General features: G+C 60.6%; 12 protein-coding genes. 5 read left to right on the forward strand and 7 right to left on the reverse strand.

What is annotated here, in order from left to right; translation table 11 throughout:
• Window positions 1-21 precede the first annotated feature (21 nt).
• Window positions 22-681, reverse strand: coding sequence for an alpha/beta hydrolase (locus tag MD273_RS17410; RefSeq protein WP_239039066.1), 660 nt, complete (start codon window positions 679-681; stop codon window positions 22-24).
• A gap of 169 nt (window positions 682-850) precedes the next feature.
• Here MD273_RS17410 and MD273_RS17415 point away from each other — a divergent pair, with 169 nt between their 5' ends.
• A complete protein-coding gene (locus MD273_RS17415; protein WP_285229177.1) occupies window positions 851-1,498 on the forward strand; it encodes an MBL fold metallo-hydrolase in 648 nt (215 codons plus the stop codon).
• A gap of 32 nt (window positions 1,499-1,530) precedes the next feature.
• Here the strand turns inward: MD273_RS17415 and MD273_RS17420 are convergent, their stop codons facing one another.
• Window positions 1,531-2,154, reverse strand: coding sequence for an L-threonylcarbamoyladenylate synthase (locus tag MD273_RS17420; protein WP_239039067.1), 624 nt, complete (start codon window positions 2,152-2,154; stop codon window positions 1,531-1,533).
• The gene (locus MD273_RS17425) at window positions 2,151-2,507 is read right to left on the reverse strand and encodes a BolA family protein (protein WP_239039068.1); all 357 of its coding nucleotides are present in this window, start codon (window positions 2,505-2,507) and stop codon (window positions 2,151-2,153) included. Before MD273_RS17425 ends, MD273_RS17420 begins: the two co-directional genes overlap by 4 nt.
• Before the next feature lie 122 nt (window positions 2,508-2,629).
• On the opposite strand from MD273_RS17425, the gene MD273_RS17430 reads away from it, so the two are divergent.
• The 4 genes from MD273_RS17430 (at window position 2,630) to MD273_RS17445 (ending at window position 8,804) form a co-directional block, all read left to right on the forward strand.
• Entirely contained in the window at window positions 2,630-4,804 is a 2,175-nt protein-coding gene (locus MD273_RS17430) for a DNA topoisomerase III (protein WP_239039069.1), read from the forward strand.
• 63 nt (window positions 4,805-4,867) lie between these two features.
• Window positions 4,868-5,596 carry a response regulator transcription factor gene (locus tag MD273_RS17435; RefSeq protein WP_239039070.1) on the forward strand — a complete coding sequence of 243 codons (729 nt, stop codon included), beginning with the start codon at window positions 4,868-4,870 and terminating at the stop codon, window positions 5,594-5,596.
• Window positions 5,589-6,803: a FecR domain-containing protein gene (locus MD273_RS17440; protein WP_239039071.1), complete on the forward strand. Its 1,215-nt coding sequence runs from the start codon at window positions 5,589-5,591 to the stop codon at window positions 6,801-6,803. The genes MD273_RS17435 and MD273_RS17440 overlap by 8 nt, the downstream gene beginning before the upstream one ends.
• A 120-nt stretch (window positions 6,804-6,923) precedes the next feature.
• Complete coding sequence (locus MD273_RS17445; RefSeq protein WP_239039072.1) at window positions 6,924-8,804, forward strand: sensor histidine kinase; 1,881 nt, start codon at window positions 6,924-6,926, stop codon at window positions 8,802-8,804.
• 35 nt (window positions 8,805-8,839) lie between these two features.
• On the opposite strand, the gene MD273_RS17450 is transcribed toward MD273_RS17445, so the two are convergent.
• The 4 genes from MD273_RS17450 to MD273_RS17465 form a co-directional block, all read right to left on the reverse strand.
• Entirely contained in the window at window positions 8,840-9,229 is a 390-nt protein-coding gene (locus MD273_RS17450) for a fibronectin type III domain-containing protein (RefSeq protein WP_239039073.1), read from the reverse strand.
• Window positions 9,230-9,571: 342 nt separating this feature from the next.
• Entirely contained in the window at window positions 9,572-10,402 is an 831-nt protein-coding gene (gene eutC, locus MD273_RS17455) for an ethanolamine ammonia-lyase subunit EutC (RefSeq protein ID WP_239039074.1), read from the reverse strand.
• Window positions 10,395-11,807 (reverse strand): ethanolamine ammonia-lyase subunit EutB, encoded by a 1,413-nt coding sequence (locus MD273_RS17460; RefSeq protein WP_239039075.1) that lies wholly within the window; start codon window positions 11,805-11,807, stop codon window positions 10,395-10,397. Before MD273_RS17460 ends, eutC begins: the two co-directional genes overlap by 8 nt.
• A 108-nt stretch (window positions 11,808-11,915) precedes the next feature.
• Entirely contained in the window at window positions 11,916-12,914 is a 999-nt protein-coding gene (locus tag MD273_RS17465) for a hypothetical protein (RefSeq protein ID WP_239039076.1), read from the reverse strand.
• Window positions 12,915-13,017 lie beyond the last annotated feature (103 nt).

The following is a 13,017-nucleotide window of genomic DNA, read 5'->3' on the forward strand; positions in this document are numbered from 1 at the left end:
GTCTGGCAGCATGCGCACTCGTTATCCCAGGCAACGGTTGAAGAAGCGGTCCAGATCCCTGACCTCTTCAAGACAGAGGCTGTGTTCCATCGGATAACGATGGTATTCCGGCTTGAAGCCCAGCTTTTCCAGAGTGCCCGTGGCCGCCTGTCCTAATGACTCCGGGACCACCGGGTCATAACTACCATGACCGACAAAGACCGGGATCTCACGGTTGGCTTCTGCCAGGCGGATGCTGTCAGCCGTGGCAAAATAGGTGGAGAGCACGAACAAGCCGCCCAGCTTTTGCGGGTAGCTCAGCGCCAGCTCATAGGCCACCGCCCCACCCTGCGAGAAACCACCAATCAGGATGTTCTCACCAGGGATTCCCTTTTCCAGTTGCTGCTCGATCAGTTGGGCAACCGCATCGGCAGACGCTTTCAACTGGGGAGTATCCACTTTCCGGTCGATATCCATGGCAAGGATGTCGTACCAGGCGGGCATTACCATGCCGCCATTCACGGTCACCGGCAGCTCCGGCGCGTGTGGAAAGATGAACCGCACGGCCTGCTCCCTGGCAAACGCAAGTTCCGGAACCACCGGCTCGAAATCATGGCCACTGGCGCCCAGGCCGTGCAGCCAGATAACGGCCACACGGGGATCTTCTCCGGTTTCGATTTCCAGGGTCTGCAAGTCTTTCATGTTTTCTCCATCGGATGAATGCTTTGGTCACGCACAGGGTAACCGATGGCCAAGTCTATATGGAAAGTTTCCAGTGTGGGCGGATTGCCAGCTTGGCCCGGCCCGCGCTACGCCCGGAAACTGGTAACATAGTGCCATCATCAATATCCGAGACTGTTCGAGAAAAGGTATGTCCCTGAAGTACAGAATTATTCCCGTCACGCCGTTCCAGCAGAACTGCTCCCTGATCTGGTGCGAGGAAACCCGCAAGGCCGCCGTGGTGGACCCGGGCGGAGACCTGGACCGGATTCGCGCCGCAGTCGAGCAGGAAGGCGTGGTGGTGGAAAAGATCCTGCTGACCCACGCCCACATTGATCATGCCGGCGGCACGGCGGAACTGGCGAAAGATATGAACTTGCCCATCGAAGGCCCCCAAAAGGAAGACCATTTCTGGATCCAGGGTTTGCCCCAGCAGGCCCAGATGTTCGGCTTTCCGGCGCCAGAGGTGTTCACGCCTGATCGCTGGCTGGAGGACGGCGAAGAAGTGACGGTCGGAAACCAGATCCTGGAGGTACTGCATTGCCCCGGACACACCCCGGGGCACGTCGTGTTTTTCCACCGGAAATCCGGGCTGGCACTGGTGGGGGATGTACTGTTCCATGGCTCTATCGGCCGGACCGATTTCCCCAAGGGCGACTACAACACCCTGGTCCGATCCATCCGGGAAAAGCTGTTCCCACTCGGAGACGGGGTCTCGTTCATTCCCGGTCACGGCCCCATGTCCACCTTCGGCGAGGAGCGGGCCAGCAATCCTTTCGTATCCGATCACCGGGGCTGAGCGCAGCCCCGGATCTTCCGGAAAGGACTCAATCAGACCCGGAAGGGTTCCGGATCGCCCTTGCCCACCCGAGTCACTTCCGGCACTTCCCCGGTGAAGTTCACCACCGTGGTGGCTTCCATGCCGCAGAAGCCACCGTCAATGATCAGGTCCAGGTCGTGCTCCAGGGCATCCCGGATCTCCTCGGGATCGGTCATGGGCTCGGTGTCGCCCGGCAGAATCAGGGTACTGCTCATAATCGGCTCACCCAACTCCCCCAAAAGCTCCTGGACAATGGCGTTGTCCGGCACCCGGACCCCGATGGAACGGCGCTTGGGATGCAGCAACCGGCGCGGCACTTCACTGGTGGCATCGAGAATGAAGGTATACGGTCCGGGCGTAAAGTTCTTCAGCAGCCGATACTGCGTGTTATCCACCTTGGCATAGACACCGATATCGGAAAGATCCCGGCACACCAGGGTGAAGTTGTGCTTGTCATCCAGCTTACGGATCCGCTTGATTCGATCCGCCGCCTGCTTGTCGCCCAGGTGACAGCCGATGGCATAGGCCGAATCCGTGGGATAGACGATCACCCCGCCCCTGTGAAGAATTTCCACCGCCTGTTTGATCAGGCGCTTCTGCGGCGTTTCCGGATGAATCTGGAAAAACTGGCTCATGAACTTTCTCCCTGACCGGTTTTCATCGCCATTGCCGGATCACCCTTTGACCCGCCCATGCAGTTCGGTGAATCCGGCGCAGCCTGACCGGTGGCCTTCCACTCCTCCGGCGTATAAAGATGCAACGCCAACGCATGGACCGGCCCGGCCAGTTCGTCCGCCAGCACCTTGTAGATTGTCTGGTGCCGCTTTACCTTCATCTGGCCCTCAAAATCCGGCGACACCATGGTCACCTTGAAATGGGTCTCCGAATTCGGCGGCACACTGTGCATGTGGCTCTCGTTTTCAACCTGAAGGATGCTTGCATTGAATGCATCGTTCAGTTTCGACTCGATCGCTTGCTGTACTTTCATCAAAAGCGCTCCAGCTGCTTTTCGTCATGGAATTGAAGACAGTCTACTACACGAATCGAGAGCCTTGACACCAGAGCCCCAAACCGCCACATTCCATCGCCAATCACCAAACACCCGAAACCATGTTCCTGTACATAGCCGAAAAACCCAGCCTCGCCCGCGCTATCGCCGCCGCGCTACCCGGCCCACACCAGAAAGGTCAGGGCTGGATCCGCTGTGGCAAGGGAGAAGATGCGGCCACCGTCAGCTGGTGTATCGGCCACCTGCTGGAGCCCGCGGAACCGGCCCGCTATAACCCCGTTTGGAAAAAGTGGCGTGCCGAAGACCTCCCGCTGATTCCCGAGCGCTGGGAAGTCACCCCCAAAGACAGCGTCCGCCAGCAGCTGACGGTCCTCGAATCCCTCATTCGCCAGGCCGACACCATCGTCCACGCCGGCGACCCGGACCGCGAGGGCCAGCTTCTGGTGGATGAAGTGCTGCGCTACGTAGGTACCCAAGCGCCGGTACAGCGGCTGCTGATCAACGACCTCACGCCATCTGCGGTGGCCAAAGCCCTCCGCAGCACCCGGGACAACCGCGAGTTCCGACGCCTGTCCCATTCTGCCCTCGCGCGACAGCGTGCCGACTGGCTCTATGGCATCAACCTGACCCGGTTTTATACCCTGAGCTACCAGCAGCAGGGAGAACAAGGGGTGTACTCCGTGGGGCGGGTACAGACTCCGGTGCTCGGCCTGGTGGTGGAGCGGGATAACACCATCGAGAACTTCGAACCGAAACCCTATTTCCGCATCGAGGGCCAGTTCCGGGCCCATGAGGAGGGCGCGGACCCGAAGCCGTTCACCGCCCGCTGGCTGCCGGACGAGCAATTCCAGGACCACCTGGACGAAGAGAACCGCCTGATGGACCGGGCGGTGGCCGAGCAGATCGCGGCCAGTGTGCGGGACAGGCCGGGGACCATCGTCGAATCCCGCTTCCGGGACCGGCCCGAAACACCGCCGCTGCCACTGTCACTCTCTGCCCTGCAGATCGAGGCAGGCCGACTGTTTCGCATGGGCGCGAAGGATGTCCTGGACACTGCCCAGAACCTGTACGAACGGCACCAGCTGATCACCTATCCGCGATCCGACTGCCGGTATCTGCCGGAAGAACATTTTGGCCAGCGCCAGCAGGTGGTGCAGGCCATCTCCCGGGTGGCAGCGGACCTTGCCGGCTACTGCGAGCAAGCTGACCTCGAGCGCAAGAGCGCGGCCTGGAACGACAAACAGGTGGATGCGCACCATGCGATCATCCCAACCAATCGGCCTGCACCCAATGGCAAGCTGACCAAAGCCGAGGAAAACATCTACGGTCTGATCAGCCGCTTCTACCTGATGCAGTTTGCACCGGACGCCATCCACCGTGAGGGCCGGCTGACCGTCCGGGTGTCAGACCACCGTTTCCGTGCCACGGAGACTGCGATTCTGGAACCGGGCTGGAAGACCCTCGAGCTGAAACTTCGGGAACAGCGCCAGGAACCCCAGAAAGCACCGTTGCCACGGCTGGAAAAGAACGAACCGGTGCATTGTGATTCGGCCACGGTTACCGAACGCAAAACCCAGCCACCGCAGCATTTCACCGACGCCACGCTGCTCTCGGCGATGACCAACATCGCCCGCTTTGTCAGCGATGCAGAGCTGCGCAAGACACTGAGGGAAACCGATGGCCTGGGTACGGAAGCCACCCGCGCGGCCATCATCGAAACGCTCTTCAAACGGGACTACCTGTTCCGGGAAGGACGTCACATCCGGGCCACGGCCAAGGGCAAGACCCTGATCGAGGCGCTCCCGGAATCCGTCAGCAAACCGGACCGGACGGCAGTGTGGGAAGCGACCCTGGAGAGCATTCGCCGTGGCGAGGATGACCCGCGCAAATTCCTCGATACCCTGAAGCAGGAAATCCGGGACCTGATGGACCGGCCCCAGGGAAAGGCCAGTCCGGGTACGGAAACGACGCCGGCCGGCGAGGCGATCCACTGCCCAAAATGCCGGGCGCCCATGGTTGAGCGGGACGGCAAGTTCGGCCGTTTCCATGCCTGCACGCGCTATCCGGACTGCAGGGGTACACGCCCCATCGAGGATAACGCCCCTGCCGATGGCACCGGCCAGAAACCCATCCCTTGCCCCCACTGTTTTTCCCCGCTGGTACGACGGCAAGGCAAGAAAGGGTGGTTCTGGGGCTGCAGCAATTTCCCGGCCTGCCGACAAACCGTCGACGATGACGACGGAAAACCCGCCCTGCGTTTACGCAATACTACATAACGATACTGAAATCGACCCTTGCTTTTTGCCATAATCGGTTGATATCGAAGGGAGAAGACCACCATGCGCATTGCTCTGCTTGAAGACGAACACGAACAGGCGCAGAACATTCAGAATATCCTGGCTGAACGTGGGCACCACTGCGACAGTTTCCCGACCGGCCAGAATTTCCTCAGCGCTGTTTTGCACCGCAGCTACGATCTGCTGATCCTGGACTGGCAGATTCCCGACATGACGGGCATCGATGTGCTGAAAAACGTACGGGCGCAGCTGAACTGGCCTGTGCCGGTCATATTCCTGACCCAGCGTGACAGCGAATCCGATATCGTCCAGGCGCTGGACGCCGGTGCCGACGATTACCTGCGAAAGCCTGCCCGGGCCGCCGAACTGTCCGCTCGCATCAACGCCCTCGCCCGCCGTACCAACCCGGACAACGAGAAAGAGGTTCTGGTTTACGGGCCGTTCGAGATCAATACCCAGCAGCGCACCATTTCCCTGCACGGTGAGGAGCTCACCCTGACCGACAAGGATTTCGACCTGACGCTGTTCCTGTTCCAGAACCAGGGCCGCCTGCTGACCCGGGAAATGCTGCTTGAGCGCGTCTGGGGTCTGGCTCGTGACATCAACACCCGTACCGTGGATACTCACATGAGCCGCCTGCGCCGACGCCTGGGCCTGAATCCGGAGAACGGCTTCCGGATCAAAACGATTTACCAGCGGGGCTACCGCCTTGAATCCATGAAAGCCCCGGAACAAGACGAACTGGAAAGGCCGCTCGCTGCCAATGAGTAACGCCCTGCTCCGCCGCGCCCTGATGCTTCCATTGGCAGCCCTGCTGTCAGTGGCATCGACACACACGACGGCGGACACCAGCCGGGTCTCCTACACGGCAGGCAGCGTGGCTCTCATCTCCAGTGAGTCGGAGCGGCCTGCGCCTTTGAACCAGAGCTCTTCCCTGCAGCCCGGGGATGAAATTGTTTCCGGGGCGGGTACCGCAACGATCAGGCTCAACAATGATACCGAGCTGCGCCTGTTTCCCGGCACACGGTTGCAGATTGTCGACCTGACGGCAAACAGCGGCGATTCCACGGTATCGCCAAAGGTGCGCCTGCTTGAGGGCAAGGTACACGCCCGCGCCCGATCAACCGACTGGAATCCCCTTCCGGTATACATCGAGACCGCCACCGCTGTTGCCCTGACCCAACATGCCACCTTTACCCTCCAGACCTCGACTGAAGCAACGTTCGTAAGGGTCACCGAGGGCGCGGTGGACTTTGGCGCCCCCGGCAAGGCCCAACGGATTCCGGCAGGATACCTCGCCGATGTGGGTAGTGATGGTCATACCGGCGTCACGATCCGACAACTGCCGGACGCTCCGGATGTCGCTTCCCTCCCCGAAGTTGTAACCAACCTGCCAGTTGCCGTCAGCTGGGGTGGCGACGAGGCGCCAGCCTATCGGCTCGATATCTTTGAAACGGCCAGTGGTGAATGGATCGGCAGCCGGGAGATCAAAGGCAATCGCTTCGAGCTTCAACTGCTCGACAATGGCGGGTATCGGATCGAGGTGGCAGCTCTGGATTCAACCGGACTGGCGGGCATGCCGGCCACGGTACCGCTGGAAGTCCGCCTGCAGGCGCAAGCGGCCACGCTGTCCTACCCGGCGGCCGGAGCCAGCGCCAATGACGACATGCCCGAGTTCCGCTGGCAGCTCAACGGGCAGAACGAAATCGCAAGAGTGGAGGTTGCCAGCGACAAAAGCTTCCGGAATCTTGTTGCCACCAGTGAGTGGGCACCAGAGACCCGGGCCCTGCCCACGAGACCGCTGGAACCCGGCCAGTATTACTGGCGCGTGGTGACCGAAGCGGGGGGTAAGTCCGTCGTTGCGACGGAACCCCGGGCAATCACCGTCTATCCCAATCGCATCGCCAATCCGGGCAAGCAGGGCGATGTATCCGGCCAGCAGGTTACTTCTCTTCCCGACCGCGGCAATCGCGGCTAGAACAATCCGATTCAAACCTTGGAACTCGTCCCTGAAAACGGTATTTTGTCCCGCTGAGAGTTCTTTCTGGAACAATAACTTGAACGACCAATACAGACAGCAGGGCGCATGAGCCGGGACTTGCCAATCATTCGAACAACTCCCTGGAATCTGGGCCTGATCCTGCTGGCGATACTGCTGCTGATCCAACTGTCAGTACTGCCCGAGATTCTTGACCAGGGCCTTCTGGAAACCGCCCTTTCCAGCAGCCAGCTCGTCTTCCCGGAACAAGACAAAGTGCTGTTTATCCGGCCGGCCCCCGCGTGGGCCGGCGCCGGCCTGAGCCTGATTGTCCTGGTGCTGGTGTCCCTGCTCCTGCCCCGTGTACGCCCCAGTCGAACGCTGTTTACCTGCCTTGGCATCGCCGGCGCGGCCACGGCTTTGTGCGCGGTATTGCTGTTCAGTTCGGGGATCTGGGTGCCGGTGGCCAATGCCATCCTGATTCCCCTGGCGGCCTTTCCGGTCTCAAGCGGTCTCAGGCTCGCCACGGCGAACCGGTTCCTGAACCAGCAACTGGACAAGCTGGTTACCAGCCCGAGGGTAAACCTGCAGGCTCCGGCCCGGAGTCATCCGTCCCAGTTGCTGAATTATTTCCGTGTCCTGTTCCAGCCGGACGGCTGGCTGCTGACCGACGGGACAGACATCCTCTCCGCCCGGAATCTGGGCACGGCGGACATCCCGGCCTCGCTGCCAACCGGCCAGTGGCTGCATCAGCCCCAGGTAAGCTGGATTCAGCTGGAGCGGGGCGATACCCGGTACACTCTGGGTTTCACCATGCCCAATGACCTCAGCCGCGAGGCGATCCAGCGCTACCTGAGGCGACTGCGCCTGGATGAAGTCCCGGACGTCGTCGACCGCTCCGAGATCCGGGAGAACATCTCGGCCCGCATCGAGCGCCTGCGCACCGCAACCGAGCGCATGAACCGGATGCAACAGTTTATTCGGCGCAGTTTCGAACACATGCCCGACGGCATCATCGTGACGGACGAACTGGGCGCGATCCGCTTTGCCAACGGCCATATCGAGGAATGGTTCGGTGATCCCATGCCCAGCCTGGACGGGATGCCTCTGGCCCGTCTGCTCGAGGGCCACGATCCACGGGACATCCCGCCCTGGCATGAAACCGTCTCAGATACCCTGACCACGCAGCAGACCCGCACGGTGGACCTGCGCATCCAGGCCAAGGACTTCCTGATCCATTTTGCCCCCTTCGCCCTGCCGGACAGCGATCAACACGGCATCATCGCCAACGTCTCGGACATTTCCGAGCTGCGGGAGCAACAGCGCCAGCATCGGGAGGCCATCGACTTCATCTCCCACGATGTACGCTCGCCGCTGGTCTCCCAGCTGGCCCTCATCGAGCAGTTGAAACGGGACCCCTCCAACATCGAGCCGGCGCAGCTGGAGCAGCTCGGCAAACTCGCCCGGCGTAGCTACAACCTGGCCGAAGAATTCGTGCAGCTGGCCCGGGCCGAACAGCTGACCGAGACCCGCTTCTACGAGTGCGAGTTCCTGGCCATTGCCGAGAATGCCCGGGACAGCGTCAGCGAACAGGCCGCCGAGAAACACATCGAGTTCTCACTGCAAGGCACCGAGGATCTCTGGTTAAGGGGCAATGCGGAGCTTCTGGAGCGGGCGGTGATCAACCTGATGACCAACGCCGTGCAGTACAGTCCACCCGGCTCGACCGTCAACGTGCAGGTATTCCGCGCGGGCCACCAGGCCTGCCTGACAGTCTCGGATGAAGGCAGTGGCATTGAACAGCAGGAACTGCCCTACCTGTTCGACCGTTTCATGCGCCAGAAGAGCAGCGAACTGGCCGGTGTGCACGGCGCAGGGCTGGGGCTGTCATTCGTAAAAACCGTTGTGGAAAAACACCGGGGGGAGATTTCGGTCGCTTCGGTCCCCGGAGAAGGGACTTCGTTCACCATGAAGCTTCCGATGGCCGATCCGCTGGCCTGAGACTGCACACTTCAGGCACGGTCGGTACGATTGGATCAGGACTGGATGGATTTGCTGACCACTTCGGAGGGCGGGCTTGTCAGGCCACTGCTGTCCTGCACCTGAATGGAGAAATACCAGGTGCCCTGCCCCAGCCCACCAACGGTGTAAGACATGGTGGCATCCTCGGCGGCATCACCAATCACTACCTGTTCGGTCAGATTATCGGCATCCTGACCATACCGAATGATGTACCGGTCCAGCTCACCCATAGAGAGACCATCACCGTTTACACGGGTAGACGGCGCAGTCCAGCTCAGCAGAGCCTTGCTGCCATCGACCGTCTTGCTGCCATTATCCCCGAATGCACCCTGGGAAGAAGTTTCAGAAGAGGAAGAACCCCCACCACAGCCCGTGAGCACTGCGCCCAAAAAAGCTGCGGCCAATACTGACCCTGACGTTTTAATGACGCTTTTCATAAATTTCTCACACCACTTTCTCGACGATTTGACAAAATTTCACAAAACGCCGGCATTATGGTGATTGGAAATGGCACTCCGCCAGTTACGAAATTGTCAATTTTTGGACAGGTTCAGGTAAGTAGAACGCGCAAGGTTGCGGGGTGGCAGGAAGTTACGGCTGAAAGTTGGAGGGATTTGCCAAGGAAAAGCGGGCAATTTATTGCCAAATCGTAAGGTTCATGAGGAATTTTCACCGGCAACAGATCCGTTGTACGATCTGACGCCATCCTGCCCTCTCCGGCGTCAATTACAGGCACTTCGGACAGGTCAGTCCCGGGTAAGGAAGTTTTTGCTTTCGATCGTCGAGTCTATGACGACTTCTTCCGTCCGGTCCTTGAGCGCCACTCCGGAGAGCTTTCTCCGGAAGGACTCACGAATGAGATAGAGAAGTCGCTGGCTGGCGTTGGCATAATCGAGTCCCGCGGGACGGATGTTCGAGACGCAGTTGCGATCAGCGTCCTTGCGGCCTATACAGGGTTTCCAGGTCAGATAGGCACCGAGGCTGTCCGGTGAGCTCAGGCCGGGCCGCTCGCCGATCAACACAAGGACCGCCCGTGCCCGCAACCGGGCCCCGATGTCATCGCCGATAGCGACACGCCCCTGCTCAACAACCGTCAATGGCGCCAGGCGCCACTCGCCATGCTCCGCATCCAGATCTGTTATCAGCCGGGCCACCATCGGAGCTGCATTGGACTGTACCGCCCGGGATGACAATCCATCGACAATCACAATGGCAAGGTCCGGCCCTTCGCCCACCGCCGGCGCATGGACCGAGAGCCGTTCTCCGGAGGATGGAGACAACGCCCGCCCCAGGTCGGGCCGTTGCAGATAAGTCGCACGGTCCGGGGCCGCGCTCGCTAAAGACAGGACATCCTCCGGCCGAGCGACCACGCCGGCGGCGGCGAGGTCCGCCTGCAGTTGCCCGACGTCCAGAGGGCAATGCACGGCATCAATTGCCTGCGCGTGAGCCAACTGGAACTTTAAAAGCTCCTGCGTCGGCAGGCTGATCCCGGCACGGCCCAGCCCGATACGGGCGTCCGTGAACTGCCTGAGTTTGCGCCAGGGGTTCTGGTGCACGATTGGACGTTTTTCAGTCATGGCCCGTCCTCCCGGGAATGCCTCTCAATGCCAGACCGAAGGCATCGGGCAACGCTGTATTGGGCTCGAACCGCTCTGCATCGTCAAAGATGCGCATGCGGGTCAGCCACTGCTCGAACTCCGGCGCCGGCCGGAGCCCCAGCACCCGGCGCGCGTAAAGGGCATCGTGGAAGGAGGTGGTCTGGTAGTTCAGCATGATGTCATCCGAGCCCGGAATGCCCATGATGAAGGTGCAGCCCGCCACGCCCAGAAGCGTCAGCAGGTTGTCCATGTCGTTCTGGTCCGCCTCGGCGTGGTTGGTGTAGCAGATGTCACAGCCCATGGGCAGGCCAAGCAACTTGCCGCAGAAGTGGTCCTCCAGGCCGGCACGGATGATTTCCTTGCCGTCGAACAGATATTCCGGCCCGATGAACCCGACAACCGTATTCACCAGCAGCGGAGCGAACGTGCGGGCCACCGCATACGCCCGGGCCTCGCACGTTTGCTGGTCAATCCCGTGGTGAGCATTGGCAGACAACGCACTGCCCTGCCCGGTCTCGAAATACATGACGTTATTGCCGACCGTGCGCCGGTTGAGAGACAACGCCGCCTCCCGGGCCTCGCTGAGGGTTGCCAGATCAAAGCCAAAGCTCCGGTTGGTGGCCTCGGTGCCGCCAATGGACTGGAACACCAGATCCACCGGCGCCCCCTGCTCGATGGCTTCCAGGGTGTTGGTAACGTGAGTGAGAACGCAGGACTGGGTGGGGATCTCGTATTTCCGGATGACCTCGTCCATCATCCGCAGCAGTTTGATGGTCTGGCTGACGTTGTCCGTGGCGGGATTGATTCCGATGACCGCATCGCCATTGCCATACAGCAGACCGTCGAGAATACTGGCCGCGATGCCGGCTACATCGTCAGTAGGATGATTCGGCTGCAGGCGGGTGGAGAGACGCCCCGGCAAGCCAATGGTGTTCCTGAAGCCCGTCACCACCTCGCACTTGCGGGCGACCAGGATCAGGTCCTGATTGCGCATCAGCTTTGATACCGCTGCCACCATCTCCGGTGTCAGTCCGGGGCGCAGTGCCTTGAGGACAGCCGGCGTGGCGTGGTCGCTCAACAACCAGTTCCGGAAACCGCCGACGGTCAGGTGAGAGACCGGCGCGAAGGCCTGAGCATCGTGCCCGTCCAGAATCAGACGGGTAACCTCATCGGACTCGTACGGCACGAGCGCTTCGTTCAAAAACCGTTTTAAGGGGATGTCGGCCAGACACATCTGGGCCACCACGCGCTCTTCAGCACTGGAGGCGGCCACGCCCGCTAGCCGATCACCGGATCGGGCGGGGGTCGCCTTGGCCAGAACGTCACCCAGGTTCCTGAACGACCAGGTCCGGGTCCCCAGCTGATAGCGGTATGGATGCGACATAGACTTCCCTGCCTCCTTCTTATCTCCCTAATGTACGGATGCAGGCGCGGTATGTCTCGTAAAAGTGGCAGCCACACTCCGGGCGGAGTGTGGCCGTGACTGGTTTCATCACTGGGTAGGCAGGGCAACCGTTTTATCGGCGGTTACGGCCGGATCCGACAGGGCACCTGTCAGGCCCGCGTCCAGGAACGGAGTGCCGGCGGCATCACAGGTCTCGTAGTACTCGACGGTGCTGTCATTCAGAATCACTTCCATCGCCGGGCCCGGTTGCAGCGTGCTGGCACCGTAGCGGACGTCAATCTTGCCATCACCGGCAACCCTCATATGGCCGGAGCTCGGGCAGGTCTCATACATGTTCGCGGTGATCTTCGTCGGGGTGGTGATGCTGAGGTAGCCGTCAATCGCCGATCCGACGAGCTGGCTGTTCATCGTCAGGGTCAGAACATCGCCCTTGATCACCATATTGATCTGGGAGTTCCGCAAGGCCACGTACTGATTGCCGTAAAGGTACTCCAGCGCAGGCGTGGTGATCGTTGCGTTCAGATCGGACTCACTGGTGCCGGAGACTGAGATGCTCTGGCGACCGACGATGCCCACGGGTATCTCATCAACGCCCAGTTTGCCCGAGATGTCGTAGGACTCGGTGAGCGTGATGCCGTTACCGCCATCGGTATACCTGGCTTCCGCCGACATGGTTCCGTCCAGCAGCAGGTACTCACCGTAATTGGGCACCACACAGTTATCAAACTGGTACTCGGAATAGTCGCGAGTAGCGGTGAACTCCTCGGTAATCGTCAGGTTACCGTTGGCCTCCGAGCAGTACTGATCCGCAGCAACGGCCATCGCGGTCATGCCCGTGGTGCCCAGTGCAAACTCAACGTCGGACATGAAACTCTCGATGGCGGCAACGTCGTCGTACATGACCGCTGCAGCATCCAGATCGCTCAACGTGCGGATGGATGCAGTTTGGTCACCGTAGCCGGAGGGATCCAGTTGCAACGTCGCGGTTGCGGAACCGCCGCCATCTCCTCCGCCGCCCCCACAGCCGGCCAGAACACCTGTGGCGGCAAAGGCCACGCCGGTCAAAACCCTGGAATTCATTTTCATTACTCGCTCCCTTTTGGTTTTTTTCGCAATATCCGTTAGACAGGAATGCCGGCTTTTCCGAGCGCCACGCTGAAAAACCACATTCAGTCTATGGGTATAATAA

It is taken from the genome of Marinobacter sp. C7 (assembly GCF_022343555.1).
GTDB lineage: Bacteria > Pseudomonadota > Gammaproteobacteria > Pseudomonadales > Oleiphilaceae > Marinobacter.

Coding starts and splice junctions, on each gene's coding strand:
- MD273_RS17415 (WP_285229177.1), top strand. CDS start 851: ATGTCCCTGAAGTACAGAATTATTCCCGTCACGCCGTTCCAGCAGAAC.
- MD273_RS17435 (WP_239039070.1), top strand. CDS start 4,868: ATGCGCATTGCTCTGCTTGAAGACGAACACGAACAGGCGCAGAACATT.
- MD273_RS17430 (WP_239039069.1), top strand. CDS start 2,630: ATGTTCCTGTACATAGCCGAAAAACCCAGCCTCGCCCGCGCTATCGCC.
- eutC (WP_239039074.1), bottom strand. CDS start 10,402: ATGACTGAAAAACGTCCAATCGTGCACCAGAACCCCTGGCGCAAACTC.
- MD273_RS17460 (WP_239039075.1), bottom strand. CDS start 11,807: ATGTCGCATCCATACCGCTATCAGCTGGGGACCCGGACCTGGTCGTTC.
- MD273_RS17410 (WP_239039066.1), bottom strand. CDS start 681: ATGAAAGACTTGCAGACCCTGGAAATCGAAACCGGAGAAGATCCCCGT.
- MD273_RS17425 (WP_239039068.1), bottom strand. CDS start 2,507: ATGAAAGTACAGCAAGCGATCGAGTCGAAACTGAACGATGCATTCAAT.
- MD273_RS17440 (WP_239039071.1), top strand. CDS start 5,589: ATGAGTAACGCCCTGCTCCGCCGCGCCCTGATGCTTCCATTGGCAGCC.
- MD273_RS17420 (WP_239039067.1), bottom strand. CDS start 2,154: ATGAGCCAGTTTTTCCAGATTCATCCGGAAACGCCGCAGAAGCGCCTG.
- MD273_RS17465 (WP_239039076.1), bottom strand. CDS start 12,914: ATGAAAATGAATTCCAGGGTTTTGACCGGCGTGGCCTTTGCCGCCACA.